Here is a 15,980-nt window from a genome sequence, read left to right on the forward strand (position 1 = left end):
TTTCTCCGGATTCCTTGCGGTTGCCGACAGGCATCAAAATCAGTAGTCGATGAGCTGATGCTCGCGCAAATACGCGAGGATCACTTGTGCTTTTTCGACTGAACTCCCTTCATTTACGACGTTGCCGCCGCGGCTTTCGGTCGTCGTCGCGGACAGCATCCGGGCGTGCCCGGAGCGCTTCTCGGCGGCGACCAGCTTTACGGGTTTACGCTCGATCGGACCGACCTTCCACGCGAGCGCGTCGGCATCCGCGCCGGTCGCCGTGAGCGCCGGACGGATCGCGCCGGCCCGCAGCCGCGCATACGCGTAAAGCGGCGTCACATTCGCGAGCGGATGGACCGCGACGACGGCCGGCAGCGCCGCGTCGACACGCCGCCGCAGCCCTTTCGGCAAGAATTGCCGCACCGCCGCACGGCCGCCGTCGACCGTCACGTCGACGGCCGAGCCGACGAGCGGATAGCCGAGCGTCGCGGCGACGCGATACGGCAGCATGCCGGTGTCGTATGCGCCCTCGGCGCGGGTGCCGGTCAGCACGAGGTCGTAGCCTTCGACCCGCGCGGCGAGCGCATGCACGGCATCGTCGCCGTCGCGGCAGGCCAGCACCTCGACCTGCCGTGCGCCGAGCGCGAGGTATTCGGCAAGCGCTTCATTCGCGGGATCGCCTGCATGGATCACGTCGAGCTGCGCGCGATGCTTCTCCGCGAGCTGGCGGCCGGTTTCGAGCGCGGCCGCGTCGTTGCGGCTGTAGCGCGCGGTGCCGCTGACCGGGTGCCGGCCGACGGACACGAGCACCGCGATGCGTTGCAACTGGCGGGGGGCGTTCATGCTGCGACTCCTTCCGATTCACGGGCGCCGACCGCGGCCGGCGATTGTCCGCGCGCGGCACGCGCGGCCTGCACCTGTTCGATCAGCGCGGCGATCGTCGCCTGCGCATCGCCCACCACGGTCAGGTTCGCGCGCTTCGCGATCGGCGCGCTGCCGTCGAGGTTCACCGCAATCACGTGGCGGCAGTCCTTGATCCCCTGCAGGTGCTGCACCGCGCCCGAGATGCCGAACGCGATGTACACGCTGGCCTCGACCGTCTTGCCGGTCGCGCCCACCTGCTTGTCGCGCGTGAAGTGGCCGTTGTCGACCGCGACACGGCTCGCGCCGATCGCCGCGCCGAATGTGCCGGCGAGCCGCTCGAACGCGCCGATGTCGGACACGCCGTTGCCGGCCGACACGATGAAGTCGGCTTCCTCCAGCGCGACCTGCGCGGCGTCGATTTCCTCGAGGCCGAGATCGCGGTACGGCTGCGCCGCACCGGCAGCGGGGAGGATGAAGTCGGCGGCCAGACGCTCGCCCGCGCCGACGAACGGCAGTTTCGCTTCGACCGCGTTCTGCGCGAGCAGGATCACGTCGGGTAGTCCACGCGTCGCGAACGCACGGCCGGCCTGCGCATACGCGCCCACGTGCTTCGCGTCGATCTCGACCACGTGGGTCGCGACGCTCGCGCCGGCGGCTGCCGCGTAACGCCGGCCGAGATCGCCGTCGCCGGTCGCGTTGTCGGGCACGAACACGTGCTTCGGCGCGAGCGCCGCCGCGCAGGCCTGCATTGCCTGCAATTCGCTTTCAGGCGCGAACGCGCGACGGTCGAAGCCGGCCAGCTCGATCAGCTTGTCGACGCCGAGTTCCGCGGCGTCATCCTTCAGTTCGCCGAACACCAGCAGCGCGACTTCCGTCTGCGCGTCGGCGAGCACCGCGGCGGCGGCGATCGCCTGCCGCGCATGGTCGTCGAGCGCGCCGCGCTCGGTGTGCGCCACCACCAGCATCACGTGCTTCGGGTCCTGCACCGCACGGCGCGGCTTCGCGGCCGCGGCGCCATGACCGTGCGCGGACCACTGCGCGGCGCTCGCGTCGGCGCTGCCTTCCTCGCCGAGCGTGATGCGCTTCAGGCCCGCGGCCGTGATGATGAACGGCCGGCGCGGATCGATTCGTTTGATCGGGTTCATCGATTCACTCCAGCGAAGCGGCAACGAGTTCGGCCACGTCGAGCACGTCGGGGCGCGGGCCCACGACGCCTTCGAGCATCGCCGTGCAGTTCGGGCATCCGACCGCGACCACGTCGGCACCGATCGCGCGCGCGTCGGCGATGCGGATGTCGGGGATCCGCTGCTTGCCCGGGATATCGGTCAGCGGCGCACCGCCGCCACCGCCGCAGCAGCGGCCACGCATGCCGTTGCGCTCCATCTCGACGACCTGGATGCCGATCGTCTTCAGCAGCTTGCGCGGCGATTCCGTCTCGCCGTTGTAGCGGCCGAGGTAGCACGGGTCGTGATACGTGGTGCGCTTCTCGCGCAGCGACTCGACGGCCTTCGGCGCGATCTTGCCGCTGTCGGCCAGCTCCGCGAGGTAGGTCGTGTGATGCTTGACCGTCACGCGCAGCCCGAGCGCGCGGTATTCGTTGCGCAGGCTGTGCATCACGTGCGGGTCGGCCGTCACGATCTGCTTGTACGACAGCGAGCCGAGCGTGCCGATCAGGCGCTTCGCCATCTGCTGGAACGTCGCTTCGTCGCCGAGGCGGCGTGCGACGTCGCCCGTGTCGGTCTCGTTCCCGCCGAGCACCGCGTAGTCGACGCCGGCCTTGTTCAGCACCTTGACGAACGCGCGCAGCGTGCGCTGGTAGCGCATGTCGAACGCGCCTTCCCCCGCGACGATCAGCACGTCGACCGGCTTGCCCGGCTGCGCGACGGGCGCGCTCAGGTCGACCGACCAGTCGTAGCGCGCGGCCGTGTCATAGCCGCCCATCGTGCCGGTCTCGCGCAGGTTCGCGAGCACTTCCTGGCCCTTGCCCGGCACCGTGCCATGCACCAGCGTGCGGTTGCGGCGCATGTCGACGATCGCGTCGACGTGCTCGATCAGCATCGGACACTCCTGCACGCAAGCGCGACAGGTCGTGCACGACCACAGGGTCTGTTCCTCGATCAGGCCGGACACGATCGGGCCGTTCGGCTCGCCGCGATGCTGGCCGACCGCGAGGCCCGGCGTCGGGCTGCCGGCGTACGCGGCATCGGTGCCGCCCGCCATCCCGACGACGAGATCCTGGATCAGTTTCTTCGGGTTCAGCGGCTGGCCCGACGCGAACGCGGGGCACGCGGCTTCGCACTTGCCGCACTGCACGCATGCGTCGAAGCTGAGCAGCTGGTTCCAGCGGAATTCGACCGGCTTCGCAACGCCGTACTCCTCGTGCGCGATGTCCGGCAGCTTCAGCGCGGTCGGCGGCGTGGCCGTGCCGTTACCCGTGAACGAGTCGCGGGTCGCCGCGAAGCGCTCCTGGCGCGGATGGAACGCGAGGTGCAGCAGGCCGGCGATCGCATGCTTCATCGGGCCGCCCTTCGCGGCGCCGACGGTCATCGTGAACGCGCCGGCGCCGATCAGCAGCGCGCAGAGCACCGCGAACGCCCCCGACATCGCGCCGGCCGGCACGACCATGAACAGCACGAGGCCGAGCGCGAACGAGCCGAGCAGCCAGGGCAGCGCATTCCACGGGCCGCGCGACAGGCGGGCCGGCACGTCCTTGGCCGCGCGGCGGCGCCAGACGAACACCACGCCGACGAGCATCGCGAGCGCGGCGAGGAAAATCAGCTTGTCGAGCCACGGCGAGTAGATCGCGAGGCCGTAGTTGACGAACACCAGCGCGAGCGCGGCGATCGCGCCGCCGGCGGTCGCGACGTGGGTCTTCGCGATGTACGGATCGCGGGCCACCACATGGTGCAGGTCGACGAAGTAGCGCTTCGGAATCGCGAACAGGTTCGCGACGCCGAACGAGCCGGGCGCCGTCGCGCGCCCCAGACGCCAGTATGACGAGCGCTTCGCGACCGCGAACGCGAGCCCCGCCACCGACAGCCACAGCAGTGCGGTAATCAGGAAAGCCGGATTCATGTTCAGAAATCCTTGACGAGACGCAGCGAGTCGTAGATCGCACCGTGGACGTTGTGCATCGAGATGCAGTCGCCGACACGGAACAGCAGGAAGCGGCCGTTGCCCAGTTCTTCCGACAGGCACGGTTGCGGCTCGGCCGCGAACAGCGTGTGCGGATCGATCTGGCCGCGGTTCACCGACTCCGGCTTGAGCTTCCAGTACAGCGCGTCGTTCGGCGACGAGCCGTTCTCGATCACCACCTGGTCGACCGCGCGCTCTTCCAGTTCTTCCGTGTATTCGTTGCGCAGCACGGCGATGATCTTGCCGTCTTCCTCGTACACGCGATCGAGCATCGTGTTCGGCGTCGGGATCACGCCGAGCGCATACAGGCGGCGATAGAAGATCGGGAACGTCGTGCCGCCGCAATCGTCGGCGACCTTCACGTCGGGCGTCACCACCTCGACCTTCGAGCCGCGACTCGCCATGAAGTCGGCCACGCCGGCACCCGCATGCGTGCTCACGCCGTCGAACAGCAGCACGTTCTGCTTCGGCTCGACCTTGCCGGTCAGGATGTCCCACGCGCTGACGGCGAGGCCTTCGGCCACGCCCCACGCCGGCACCTGCCACGTGAAGCTCGACCCGCCGGTGGCGAGCACGACGATGTCCGGCTTCTCGGCCATGATCATCTTCTCGTCGGCGGCGACGCCCAGGCGGCGATCGACGCCCAGGCGCTTCGTTTCCATGTCGAACCAGCGGATGATCCCCGACATCTGTTCGCGTTGCGGCGCCTTCGCGGCGATCATCACCTGGCCGCCAACTTCAGCGTTCTTCTCGAACAGCACGACGTCGTGGCCGCGCAGCTTCGCGACGCGCGCGGCCTCGAGCCCCGCGGGGCCCGCGCCGACCACCACGACCTTGCGCTTCGGGCCGCGCGACTTCTCGATGATGTGCGGCATCGTCGCTTCGCGCGACGTCGCGGCGTTCTGGATGCACAGCACATCGAGGCCGTTGTACTGGCGGTCGATGCAGTAGTTCGCGCCGACGCATTGCTTGATTTCGTCCTCGCGGCCGTCGCGGATCTTGATCACCATGTGCGGATCGGCGATCTGCGCGCGCGTCATGCCGACCAGGTCGATCATGCCGTTCGCGAGCAGGCGCTCGGCCTGGCCGGCGTCGCGAATGCTCTGCGCGTGCATCACGGGGATCTTCACCACCGACTTGATGCCGGCCGCGAGGTGCACGAACGGCTCCGGCGGCAGCGCCATCGGCGGCATGCAGTTGGCGATCGTGTTGTGCGTGTCGCCGCCCGAGCCGACCACGCTCAGGTAGTCGATCAGGCCCGTCTCCGACATCGCCTGCGCGATTTCCTTCAGCGCTTCGTGATCGAGGCCGTCCTCGTGGAATTCGTCGCCGCACATCCGCAGGCCGACGCAGAAGTCCTTGCCGACCGCTTCGCGCACGGCCGTCAGCACTTCGATGCCGAAGCGCAGACGGTTCTCGAGGCTGCCGCCCCATTCGTCGGTGCGATGGTTCGAACGCTTGCTCCAGAACTGGTCGATCAGGTGCTGGTGCGCGGCGGAGATTTCGATGCCGTCCATGCCGGCCGCCTTCACGCGCTTCGCGGCGGCCGCGAAGTCGCCGATGATGCGGCGGATTTCCTCGATCTCGATGATCTTCGCGTTGCCGCGGTGCACCGGTTCGCGCACGCCCGACGGCGACATCAGGTGCGGCCAGTGCTCGCCGTGGAACGACGAGCGGCGGCCCATGTGCGTCGCCTGGATCATGATCTTCGCGCCGTGCTTGTGCATCGTGTCGGCGAGGCGCGTGAGCGGGTCGATGATCTTGTCGTTCGACAGGTTCACCGACTTCCACCAGCCCTGCGGACTGTCGATCGACACGGGGCTCGAGCCGCCGCAGATCGCGAGGCCGACGCCACCCTTCGCCTTCTCTTCGTAATAGCGGATGTAGCGGTCGCCCGGCAGGCCGCCCGGCTCGGCATACACCTCCGCATGCGCGGTGCTGACGATCCGGTTGCGCAGCGTCAGCTGGTTCAGCTGCATGGGTTTGAACAGGTGGGGATAACGCATCGCAGGCGACCTCTGGCGTTCGAATGTCTCGTGTTGCGGGTGTTGTTGTGTGGCTGTGTCGTTACATCAACGCGTCAGTGCGCGATCGGCGACACTTCGAAGACGCAGTGGTCGTGGTGCTCGGCCGCACACTGCACTTCCTTCGATTGCGCGCGCGGCGCGCCCTTGCCTTCCGGCGTCGTGTCGTTGACCCAGTCCATCGCGCCGGCGAACCAGCCCGCGAACATGTAGCAGAGCTTGCCTTCCTTGCCCGGCTGCTGGAGCACGAACGACGAGTGGCGCAGCTCGATCTTCGCGCGGGCGCTGGCCGGATCGGCCTCGATGATCGAGAACAGGCCCCAGCCGCGTTGCGACAGGCGCTTCAGGTAGTGCTCGAACACGGCCATGCCGGTGAGCCCGTGCAGCTTCGCTTCCTTGTCGCACCAGTGGTAGGCGGACTTGTAGCCGGCCTTGTAGAGGATCTCGGCATACGCTTCGACGCCGAGCGCTTCCTCGACGGCGACGTGGTTGTTCGTGAAGAAGTGGCGCGGCACGTACAGCATCGGCAGCGCGTCGGTGGTCCAGACGCCGGTATCGGGATCGACGTTGATCGGCAGTTGCGGTTGCATCGTGGTGACTCCGTGAGGAAATTGGCCGCGCGACTCGGGCGCAGGCGCGACATCGTCCGCGTGCCCGCGCGGCAAGCGCTGGCACGTCCCGATTGTTCTCGTGTTGAATCGCGGGTGGCGGTTCGGTTCGGCGGGCGCTTATGCGCCCCACACGTCCTTGAACACGCGCACCCAGTTATCGCCCATGATCTTGCGGATACGCGACTCTTTCCAGCCGTGGCGTTCCATCGCCGCGGTCAGGTTCGGGAAATCGCCGATCGTGCGGATGCCTTCCGGGTTGATCACCTTGCCGAAGTTCGTCAGCTGGCGATAGCGGCCCTTGTCATGCGTGAGCATGTCGAAGAATTCCTTCGCGAAATCCTGCGTGAAGTCCGTGCCGATGCCGACTGCGTCTTCGCCGATCAGGTTCACGACGTAGTCGATCGCCTCGATGTAGTCGTCGATGTTCGCTTCGATCCCGCGCTTCAGGAACGGCGCGAACATCGTCACGCCGACGAAGCCGCCGGCGTCGGCGATTTCCTTCAGCTGCGCGTCGCTCTTGTTGCGCGGATGTTCCTTCAGGCCCGACGGCAGGCAGTGCGAGTAGCACACCGGTTTCTTCGAGAACGCGATCGCTTCCGACGACGTGTTGCCGCCCACATGCGACAGGTCGACCATGATGCCGACGCGGTTCATCTCGGTGATCACTTCGCGGCCGAAGTCCGACAGGCCGCCGTCGCGCTCGTAGCAGCCGGTGCCGACCAGGTTCTGCGTGTTGTAGCAAAGCTGCACGACGCGCACGCCCATGTCGGCGAACGCCTCGATGTAGCCGAGGTTGTCCTCGAACGCGTGCGCGTTCTGGAATCCGAGGATGATCCCCGTCTTGCCTTCCTTCTTCGCGCGGAAGATGTCGTCGGTCGTGCGCACCAGCGTCAGCAGCTCGCCGTTGTCGCGGATCTTCTTCTTCATCACGCCGATGTTGTCGACGGTCTTGGTGAAGTTCTCCCACACCGATACCGTGCAGTTCGCGGCGGTGATGCCGCCACGGCGCATGTCTTCGAACACCGGTTTCTCGAACTTCGAGATGTTCAGTCCGTCGATGATGATGCTGTCCTGATGCAACGTGCTCATATCTGCCTCTCGCTCCAGTCTCTGCTTTTTGTGGGGTCGTCGATCAGTAAATCGGGAAGCGCTCGCAAAGCGCGAAAATCTCGCGGCGCACGCGCTGTTCGGTCGCGTGGTCGCCTTCCGGGTTCGCGCGCAGCGCGTCGAACACGTCGAGAATCAGGCGGCCGATCTCGCGGAACTCCGCGACGCCGAAGCCGCGCGTCGTACCGGCCGGCGTGCCGAGGCGGATGCCCGACGTGACGGTCGGCTTCTCGGTGTCGAACGGAATGCCGTTCTTGTTGCAGGTGATGCCCGCGCGTTCCAGCGCCTGCTCGACCGGCGCGCCCTTCAGGCCCTTCGGGCGCAGGTCGACCAGCAGCAGGTGGTTGTCGGTGCCGCCGGTGACGAGGTCCACGCCGCCCGCCTTCAGCACCTCGCCGAGCGCCTGCGCGTTCGCGAGCACGTTGTCGATGTAGGTCTTGAAGTCCGCGTGCAGCACTTCGCCGAACGCGACGGCCTTGCCGGCGATCACGTGCATCAGCGGGCCGCCTTGCAGGCCGGGGAACACGGCCGAGTTGATCTTCTTCGCGATCTCTTCGTCGTTGGTCAGCACGAAGCCGCCGCGCGGGCCGCGCAGCGTCTTGTGGGTGGTCGACGTGACGACGTGCGCATGCTCGACCGGGTTCGCATGGCGGCCCGCGGCGATCACGCCCGCGATGTGCGCCATGTCGACCATCAGCTTCGCGCCGACGCTGTCGGCGATCGCGCGAAAGCGTGCGAAGTCCAGCGCGCGCGGGTAAGCCGAGAAGCCGGCGATGATCAGGTTCGGCTTGTGCTGGTTGGCGAGTTCTTCAACCTGGTCGTAGTCGATCCGCATCGTGTCGCGGTTCACGCCGTACTGCACCGCGTTGAACCACTTGCCCGACAGCGCCGGCTTTGCGCCGTGCGTCAGGTGGCCGCCGGCGTCCAGCGACATGCCGAGCACCGTGTCGCCCGGCTTGGCCAGCGCGAGCATCACCGAGCCGTTCGCCTGCGCGCCCGAGTGCGGCTGCACGTTCGCGTAGCCGGCGTTGAAGATCCGCTTCACGCGCTCGATCGCCAGCGCCTCGACCTCGTCCGCGAATTCGCAGCCGCCGTAATAGCGCTTGCCCGGATAACCTTCCGCATACTTGTTGGTCAGCACCGAGCCTTGTGCCTCGAGCACCGCGCGCGACACGATGTTTTCCGACGCGATCAGCTCGACCTGCGACTGCTGGCGCTCGAGCTCCTTCAGGATGGCGCTGCGCACGGGCGCGTCGCGCTCGGCGAGGGGCTGCGAGAAGAAAGGCTGGGTGTTCGACATAGTGCGTCCGTGACGAAGAATAAAGGGCTGATACCGAAGCTCGAGGCCCGCCGTACCTGGGTTTCCAGCGCATCCAGTGCAAGGCTGCCGACGGCTCTATTCTTGTCGTTCGGATTTTCGGCGGATTGATGAATTTAGACGCGTTCTTTGCCTTTTCCGCCATGCGCGTCCGTTTTGTACAAGTGACCGGTCGTGCTTTTTCGGATGACCAAGCAAACCGGCGTTCGCGGTTCACCTATGGACAGGCACTTCGCCGGTGCCTGGGCTGCGTGTCGCGGGTGCAGCACGGCCCGCTTACGGTGCAGTGCAGCATCGGCCTTACGCCCATACGACGCATGGAGCTAGGGTTTAGCCGTATGGCACGCTTGTTGCGCTCGCTCACACAATACGGCAGCCCGACCGTGCCTCCGGGCGAAAAGCTATTAGAGATTCAAGGAACGCTCCCCATGTCGCCCGACCGCACAGCGTCGCTGTCCCACTTCGCGTTCATGCCTTTGCCGAACTTCACGATGATCGCGTTCACCAATGCGATCGAAGTGCTTCGGATGGCGAACTACCTGAGCGGACAGCCGCTCTACCGCTGGTCGGTGATCAGCCCGGACGGCGGCCCGGTCACGGCGAGCAACGGACTCACGGTCGACACGGGCCCGGCCGAATGCGTCGGGCAGCCGGATATCGTGTTCGTGTGCGGCGGCGTCGAGGTACAGCGCGCGACCACGCCGGCCCATCTGTCGACGCTGCGCCGCTTCGCGCGCATGGGGCTCCCGCTCGGCAGCCTGTGCACGGGCACCTATGCACTCGCGAAATCGGGGCTGCTCGCGGGCTACGCGTGCGCGATCCACTGGGAGAACATGTCGGCGCTGAAGGAAGAGTTTCCGGACACGCGCTTCCTGAAGGAACTGTTCGTGGTCGATCGCGACCGCATCACCTGCACGGGCGGCGTCGCGCCGCTCGACATGATGCTGAACCTGATCGCCGCGCGCGTGGGCACCGCGCGCGTCACGCAGATCGCCGAGCAGTTCATCGTCGAACACGTGCGCGACACGAGCGCGCAACAACGGATGCCGCTCGTCGCGCGTCTTGGCTCGGCGAACAAGTCGCTGTTCGAAGTGATCTCGCTGATGGAGAACAACATCGAGGAGCCGCTGTCGCGCGAAGAGCTCGCGCGGCTGGCGAACATGTCGCAGCGCCAGTTGCAGCGGCTGTTCCGCGAGCATCTCGGGATGACGCCCACACACTATTACCTGACGCTGCGGCTGCGCCGCGCGCGCGAACTGCTGCTGCAGACCGACATGTCGATCATGCACATCACGATGGCGTGCGGGTTCCAGTCGGCGTGCCACTTCAGCAAGAGCTATCGCGATGCGTTCGGCGTGGCGCCGACGCGTGAACGTCGCAAGCAGGTCGCCCCGCTCGCGCCGGGTGCCACCGGCGCCGGGCCGGCGTTTCCGGCGCATTTGATTCATGCGTGAAGCGGTAAAAAAAGCGGCCTTCAAGGCCGCTTTTCACTTGCGCTTACGATCCCCACACCTGCATTTCGTCGAGCGAGTATCCCCACGGCGTCGCGCGCTTCGTGCCGAGCATGCGCACGTAGCGACCCTGGGCGTTCAGGTTCGGCAGCGTGACGTGACCGTACGACACGCCGTTGTTCGTCGAATACACGGTGGTCCAGTTCGCGTTGTCGCTCGACGTCTGGATCTGGTAGACGAGCGCACCCGCGTCCCAGTAGAGATCGACGCTGCTGATCTTCTTCACCGCACCGAGATCGACGGAGATCCATTCCGTACCGACGCCCGCGCCTTCGGGCGAATCCCAGCGCGTGCTCGTCGTGTTGCCGTCGAATGCCTTGTCCGCCGTGAGCGTCGCGTTGTAGCTTGCCGATGCGCTGGCCGGACGCCCTTGCGACAGCAGCGTCGGCTGCGCAACCGCCGGGCCGCCGTAGTAGCTCGAGCCGAGCTTCGCCTTGGTCGCATCCGCGTTCACGCCGAACTGCGACAGGCTCCAGCGCTGGCCGGTCGTCACGTCACCCACGTAGAGCTGGTAGCCGCCCGCCGTCGTCGACGAGAAGAACACGTAGTTCGTGCCGCTCACCGGTGCCGGGTCCGAGTTGTTGCTCACGCAGTCGTTGATCGGCAGCGCGTTCGGCGTCGATGCCGGATCCGCGGTCTTCGCATAGATCTGGTCGGCACCGCCCGTGTCCTTCCAGCGCGCGTAGAACACCATGCCGTCGCCGCGCACGATCGGATAGTAGGTCTGCAACCCGGCCGGATGATCGAACGTGGCGGTCACGCCGGTCGCGATCGTGCGCTTCATCAGCCCCATGTTCGCGCCGGTGCCCGTCGCGTAATACACGGCGCTCGCGTCCGGCGCGAGGAACGGCATCGAGTATTCGGCACCGGCCGGTGCGTTGGTCAGGCTCACCACCGACGTGAACACCGGGCCTGCGCTCGTGTACGACAACGTGCCCTGCTTCACGTCGCCGTTCTGCTTGAACACGAGCGTCTTGCCGTCGGCGCTGAACTTCGGATCCTCGTTGCGCGTCGCGCCGGTGCTGTTCGTCAGGTTGACGGGCGGCGTGCCGGCGCCGAGCTGCAGCATGAACACGTTCCATGCGCCGTTGCTGATACCCATGAACGCGAGCCACTTGCCGTCGGGGCTGAACACGCCGTTCATCGGATCGGTGATGCCCCAGGTGCTCTTGCTCAATTGCGTGAGCGTGCGGGCGGAAAAGTCGTACAGGAACAGCTGGCTCGTGCCGTCGCCGTACTTGACGTAGCTGTGATAGACGAGCTTGCCGGTCAGTGCGGCGGGAAACGACGCATTGGACTGAGTCGGGGGATTGCTGACGCAGGCCGCTTCGGCGGCGCCGCTGAACAGGTTGAGGGCGAGGCCGGCCACGAGGCCCAAGGCGAGGAACTTCGATTTCACGCGGGTTGCTTCCGGGTAAGGTGAGGATGCTCGAGGGCGCCGTGGACAAGGTCCCGCACACGATGCACGGGAGTCACGGATCCGGTTTCGGACAGCGTGAACGCCGTATCGATCAGGCATCGGGAACAAGGCTTGCGAAGAATGCCGGTTCACATGTCTGAAGAAAAGGATCAGAGCGAGCGGAAAATTTGCGGATCAGGAAAGTGCGGATCGGCAATTTGGGGGGCGGGATTGAACGCGGCGGAGGCCGTGCTACTCTTTTTTTCAGCGACGGCCTCGGTCGGCCGGAGGGCAGGCATGAAGCGATACGCGGTGCTCGCACAAACGATTGCCGATGCGATCCGGCGTGGCGACCTCGGCGCCGGTGCGCGCATCCCGACGGTGCGCGCGGCATGCAACGCCTACCGTGTAAGTCCTTCCACCGTGTTTCGCGCGTACTACACGCTCGAAAGCGAGGGCCTGATCACCGCGCGCGCCCGTTCCGGGTATTTCGTTTCGAATCATCAGGACAAGCGCCCACGCGCCGCCCCGGATGTGCCGCGCCAGCCGGACGCACCGCAGACCGGCGACGATGACGCGCTGTTCCGGTTACTCGATTCGCTCAAGCGCGACGACATCGTGCCGCTTGGCTCCGCGTTTGCCAGCTATTCGCTGTTTCCGATGAGCAGCCTGTGGCGGTACGCGGCGGCGGCGGCCCGCAACATGGACCACGCGAAACTGCTGGGTGGATTGCCGCCCGGCCACGAAGCGCTGCGCCGCCAGATTGCGCTGCGCTACCTGAACGCGGGCGCGTCGCTGCCGATGGACGAGATCGTCATCACGACGGGCGCGGCCGAAGCACTGACGCTGTGCCTGCAGGCGCTCACGCGCCCGGGCGACATCATCGCGATCGAACGCCCGGCCTACCACGCGGTGTTGCAGTCCGTGCAGCGGCTGCATCTGCAGACCGTCGAAATTCCGGTCGATCCGCGCACCGGCCTCGATCTCGATGCGCTCGCCGACGCGCTCGGCACCCACCCGGTGCGTGCGTGCTGGTTCATGACCTCGTTCCACAACCCGACCGGCGCGACGCTGCCCGACGACCGTAAGCGCGCGCTGATCGAGCTGCTCGCGTCGCACCAGGTACCGCTGATCGAGGACGACGTATTCGGCGAACTGCATTTCGGTCCGACGCCGACGCGCCCCGCGAAGCTGTACGACGACAGCGGGCTCGTCCTGCATTGCGGTTCGTTCTCGAAGTGCCTCGCACCCGGTTTCCGGATCGGCTGGGTGGCGGCCGGCCGCTATGTGAAGCAGATCAGGGCGGTGAAGAACGCGAGCGCGCCGGCCGCCGACGTGCCCGCGCAGCTCGCCGTATCGAGCTTCCTGCGCAACGGCGCATACGACCGCTTCCTGCGCCGGCTCCGGCGCAACCTGGCCGCGCACCAGGCACAGATGCTGGCGGCCGTGCGCGCGTACTTCCCGCCCGACACGCAGGTGTACGCGCCGCGCGGCGGGTATTTCCTGTGGATCGAATTGCCGCCGCACGTGGATGCGATGCAGTTGTTCGGCGACGCGATGGAGAACGGCGTGAGCCTCGCGCCCGGACCGATCTTTTCCGTGACGGGCGACTTTCGCCGTTATGTCCGGCTGAACTATGGCCGGCCGTGGACCCCTGCCGTCGAGGACGCGATGCAGACCATCGGGATGCTCGTGGGACGGCAACGACAGACGAGGTAGCAACGACCATGCAAGTCCTGCCCAACCGGAAAGTCCGCGCGCGCGACACGCTACGCGGCGCACTGAACCTGCGTGTCGCGCCGCACGATGCCGTTAGCCACCGCTGCCGGCAATGCGGCTTCATGGCGTTCCGCTCCCGCGAGCAGTGCCCCGTCTGCGGGCTCGGGAACTGGCCGTTCGCGCCGCTGGCCGACAGAAGCCACGATGCGCAACCCGCGACTGCCACGCCTGCCGCGCCTGCCGCGCATGCCGCGCAGCCCGTGCCGACGTGGTCGTCGCGGGTCGCGGCCGCGGTGCGCGGCGCCGCACTGCGGCGGCCGCGCGCATCGAGCGCGCCGCTGCTGAGCATCCTGACCCTCGTGCTGATGGTCGGCGGTTACGTCACGTTCGACCGGATGTGCCGGTCCGATCCCGTCTGTCGCGGACCCGGCGCGCCGAACGCGGCAACGATCGACGCCGACGCGCACGCCACCGACGCGCCGACGTTGCCGATCATGCCCGCGCCTGTCCATGCGTTTCATCCGGACGACGGCGCCCGGGTAGCCACCGACGACACGGCGCTCGCGGCCACGGCCACGCCCTCGCGCGATGCCGATACGAGCCGGCGTGCAACCGCACACGTCACCGGACGCGCGACGACGACGCTGGCACGGCACGCGCCGCCGGTTCGCGGGCCGAACAGCGCGCGCGGCGGCATTCGCGTCGCCGACTGGAAAGGCGGCGTCCCGGCCCGACGCGCGCATCCGGTGCGCCGCGTGAGCGTACACCTGCGTCACGGGCGCCGGGCCGTGGCGACCGAGGCCGACATGGCAATGCTCTACCGCGGGCATTGAACCCGCGGCGCGACGATTGGATTCTCTGAATCAGCCCTCATAAAGGGGCGCCGGCGGCGCACCGCCCAAGCAAAAACGGGCGGTACCGTCTCCGGTACCGCCCGCTTCCTGGCCGTCGTGCGTGCGTCAGGCTGCCAGCAAACCGTGCGGATCGATCACGAATTTGCGCGGCGCGCCGCCGTCGAACTTCTTGTAGCCTTCCGGCGCCTGGTCGAGCGAGATCACTTCGACGTTGACGATCTTCGCGATCGGCAGACGGTCGAACAGGATTGCCTGCATCAGGTTGCGGTTGTACTTCAGCACCGGCGTCTGGCCCGTGAAGAACGAATGCGACTTCGCCCAGCCGAGGCCGAAGCGGATGCTCAGGCTGCCGTGCTGCGCGGCCTTGTCCTTCGCGCCCGGATCGTCCGTCACGTACAGGCCCGGGATGCCGATCGCGCCGGCCGGACGCGTGATTTCCATCAGCGAGTTCAGCACCGTCGCGGGCGCTTCCTCGGAATGGCCCGACGAACCGTGGCCGTGCGCCTCGAAGCCGACGCAGTCGACCGCGCAGTCGATCTCCGGCACGCCGAGGATCTGTTCGATCTGCTCGCCGAGCGACGCGTCCTTCGACAGGTCGACCGTCTCGAAGCCCATTGCGCGCGCGTGTGCGAGACGTTCGGCGTTCATGTCGCCGACGATCGTCACCGCCGCGCCGAGCAGGCGCGCCGATGCGGCCGCCGCCATCCCGACCGGGCCCGCGCCCGCGATATAGACCGTCGAGCCCGGCTTCACGCCCGCGCTCACCGCGCCGTGATAACCGGTCGGCAGAATGTCGGACAGGCAGGTCAGGTCGCGAATCTTCGCCATCGCCTGGTCGCGGTCCGGGAATTTCAGCAGGTTGAAGTCGGCGTACGGCACGAGCACGTACTCGGCCTGGCCGCCGATCCAGCCGCCCATGTCGACGTAACCGTAGGCGCCGCCGGCACGCGACGGGTTCACGTTCAGGCACACGCCCGTATGCGTGTCCTTGCACATCGCGCAGCGGCCGCACGCGACGTTGAACGGCACCGACACGAGATCGCCGAGCTTCAGCGTCTCGACGTCGCGGCCCACTTCGACCACTTCGCCCGTGATCTCGTGACCGAGCACGAGACCGACCGGCGCGGTCGTGCGGCCGCGCACCATGTGCTGGTCGGAACCGCAGATGTTCGTGCTGACCACTTTCAGGATTACGCCGTGGCCGATCGCGCGGCCGGTCGGATCGACCATCTTCGGATAATCGATCTTCTGGACTTCGACCTGGCCCGGCCCAAGATAGACGACACCTCGATTGCTGCTCATCGTATTGTCTCCATGTCTCGTTGGATGGCGCCGCTGCGCGCCGGCGGATGCGGCGCGCACACGGCGTGCTGTTCGAGAGTAGTCCCGGAGGCAGGGGCGCCGATGTCTCAAACGCGACATGCGTTTGATCGGTGCCGACATCGATGGCGGAAAC

12 protein-coding genes are annotated in these 15,980 nt (G+C 67.1%); 3 read left to right on the forward strand and 9 right to left on the reverse strand.

The window, feature by feature from the left end:
• Nucleotides 1–39: 39 nt before the first annotated feature.
• The 7 genes from ACTJKF_RS18900 to ACTJKF_RS18930 all read right to left on the reverse strand — a co-directional run bounded on the left by ACTJKF_RS18900 (nucleotide 40) and on the right by ACTJKF_RS18930 (nucleotide 9,023).
• Nucleotides 40–825 carry an electron transfer flavoprotein subunit beta/FixA family protein gene (locus ACTJKF_RS18900; RefSeq protein WP_440625086.1) on the reverse strand — a complete coding sequence of 262 codons (786 nt, stop codon included), beginning with the start codon at nucleotides 823–825 and terminating at the stop codon, nucleotides 40–42.
• Complete coding sequence (locus tag ACTJKF_RS18905; protein ID WP_440625088.1) at nucleotides 822–1,991, reverse strand: electron transfer flavoprotein subunit alpha/FixB family protein; 1,170 nt, start codon at nucleotides 1,989–1,991, stop codon at nucleotides 822–824. Before ACTJKF_RS18905 ends, ACTJKF_RS18900 begins: the two co-directional genes overlap by 4 nt.
• A 4-nt stretch (nucleotides 1,992–1,995) precedes the next feature.
• Nucleotides 1,996–3,921, reverse strand: coding sequence for a (Fe-S)-binding protein (locus ACTJKF_RS18910; protein ID WP_440625090.1), 1,926 nt, complete (start codon nucleotides 3,919–3,921; stop codon nucleotides 1,996–1,998).
• Between the two features lie 2 nt (nucleotides 3,922–3,923).
• Nucleotides 3,924–5,987, reverse strand: coding sequence for an oxidoreductase (locus tag ACTJKF_RS18915; RefSeq protein WP_440625091.1), 2,064 nt, complete (start codon nucleotides 5,985–5,987; stop codon nucleotides 3,924–3,926).
• Nucleotides 5,988–6,061: 74 nt separating this feature from the next.
• A complete protein-coding gene (locus ACTJKF_RS18920; protein WP_006488993.1) occupies nucleotides 6,062–6,595 on the reverse strand; it encodes a DUF5943 domain-containing protein in 534 nt (177 codons plus the stop codon).
• 138 nt (nucleotides 6,596–6,733) lie between these two features.
• A complete protein-coding gene (locus ACTJKF_RS18925; protein WP_226278061.1) occupies nucleotides 6,734–7,705 on the reverse strand; it encodes a dipeptidase in 972 nt (323 codons plus the stop codon).
• 43 nt (nucleotides 7,706–7,748) lie between these two features.
• Entirely contained in the window at nucleotides 7,749–9,023 is a 1,275-nt protein-coding gene (locus ACTJKF_RS18930; RefSeq protein WP_440625093.1) for a serine hydroxymethyltransferase, read from the reverse strand.
• Between the two features lie 356 nt (nucleotides 9,024–9,379).
• Here ACTJKF_RS18930 and ACTJKF_RS18935 point away from each other — a divergent pair, with 356 nt between their 5' ends.
• Nucleotides 9,380–10,495: a GlxA family transcriptional regulator gene (locus tag ACTJKF_RS18935; RefSeq protein ID WP_440625096.1), complete on the forward strand. Its 1,116-nt coding sequence runs from the start codon at nucleotides 9,380–9,382 to the stop codon at nucleotides 10,493–10,495.
• A gap of 43 nt (nucleotides 10,496–10,538) precedes the next feature.
• Here the strand turns inward: ACTJKF_RS18935 and ACTJKF_RS18940 are convergent, their stop codons facing one another.
• Complete coding sequence (locus tag ACTJKF_RS18940; protein ID WP_440625098.1) at nucleotides 10,539–11,951, reverse strand: discoidin domain-containing protein; 1,413 nt, start codon at nucleotides 11,949–11,951, stop codon at nucleotides 10,539–10,541.
• 297 nt (nucleotides 11,952–12,248) lie between these two features.
• Between ACTJKF_RS18940 and ACTJKF_RS18945 the strand changes: the two genes are divergently transcribed.
• Complete coding sequence (locus tag ACTJKF_RS18945) at nucleotides 12,249–13,670, forward strand: PLP-dependent aminotransferase family protein (RefSeq protein ID WP_440625099.1); 1,422 nt, start codon at nucleotides 12,249–12,251, stop codon at nucleotides 13,668–13,670.
• An 8-nt stretch (nucleotides 13,671–13,678) separates the two neighbouring features.
• On the forward strand, nucleotides 13,679–14,503 hold the full coding sequence (locus ACTJKF_RS18950) for an ATP-dependent serine protease (RefSeq protein ID WP_440625101.1): 825 nt from the start codon (nucleotides 13,679–13,681) through the stop codon (nucleotides 14,501–14,503).
• A 126-nt stretch (nucleotides 14,504–14,629) separates the two neighbouring features.
• On the opposite strand, the gene fdhA is transcribed toward ACTJKF_RS18950, so the two are convergent.
• Nucleotides 14,630–15,826 carry a formaldehyde dehydrogenase, glutathione-independent gene (gene fdhA, locus ACTJKF_RS18955; protein WP_098551258.1) on the reverse strand — a complete coding sequence of 399 codons (1,197 nt, stop codon included), beginning with the start codon at nucleotides 15,824–15,826 and terminating at the stop codon, nucleotides 14,630–14,632.
• Nucleotides 15,827–15,980: the final 154 nt, after the last annotated feature.

The sequence above is a fragment of the Burkholderia sp. 22313 genome (genome assembly GCF_052045245.1).
Taxonomy (GTDB): Bacteria; Pseudomonadota; Gammaproteobacteria; order Burkholderiales; family Burkholderiaceae; genus Burkholderia.

Bases quoted from the DNA above. Each gene is read 5' to 3' on its own strand.
- ACTJKF_RS18925 (WP_226278061.1), bottom strand. From the start codon at position 7,705: ATGAGCACGTTGCATCAGGACAGCATCATCATCGACGGACTGAACATC.
- ACTJKF_RS18935 (WP_440625096.1), top strand. From the start codon at position 9,380: ATGGCACGCTTGTTGCGCTCGCTCACACAATACGGCAGCCCGACCGTG.
- ACTJKF_RS18910 (WP_440625090.1), bottom strand. From the start codon at position 3,921: ATGAATCCGGCTTTCCTGATTACCGCACTGCTGTGGCTGTCGGTGGCG.
- ACTJKF_RS18915 (WP_440625091.1), bottom strand. From the start codon at position 5,987: ATGCGTTATCCCCACCTGTTCAAACCCATGCAGCTGAACCAGCTGACG.
- ACTJKF_RS18905 (WP_440625088.1), bottom strand. From the start codon at position 1,991: ATGAACCCGATCAAACGAATCGATCCGCGCCGGCCGTTCATCATCACG.
- ACTJKF_RS18920 (WP_006488993.1), bottom strand. From the start codon at position 6,595: ATGCAACCGCAACTGCCGATCAACGTCGATCCCGATACCGGCGTCTGG.
- ACTJKF_RS18930 (WP_440625093.1), bottom strand. From the start codon at position 9,023: ATGTCGAACACCCAGCCTTTCTTCTCGCAGCCCCTCGCCGAGCGCGAC.
- ACTJKF_RS18900 (WP_440625086.1), bottom strand. From the start codon at position 825: ATGAACGCCCCCCGCCAGTTGCAACGCATCGCGGTGCTCGTGTCCGTC.
- ACTJKF_RS18945 (WP_440625099.1), top strand. From the start codon at position 12,249: ATGAAGCGATACGCGGTGCTCGCACAAACGATTGCCGATGCGATCCGG.
- ACTJKF_RS18950 (WP_440625101.1), top strand. From the start codon at position 13,679: ATGCAAGTCCTGCCCAACCGGAAAGTCCGCGCGCGCGACACGCTACGC.
- fdhA (WP_098551258.1), bottom strand. From the start codon at position 15,826: ATGAGCAGCAATCGAGGTGTCGTCTATCTTGGGCCGGGCCAGGTCGAA.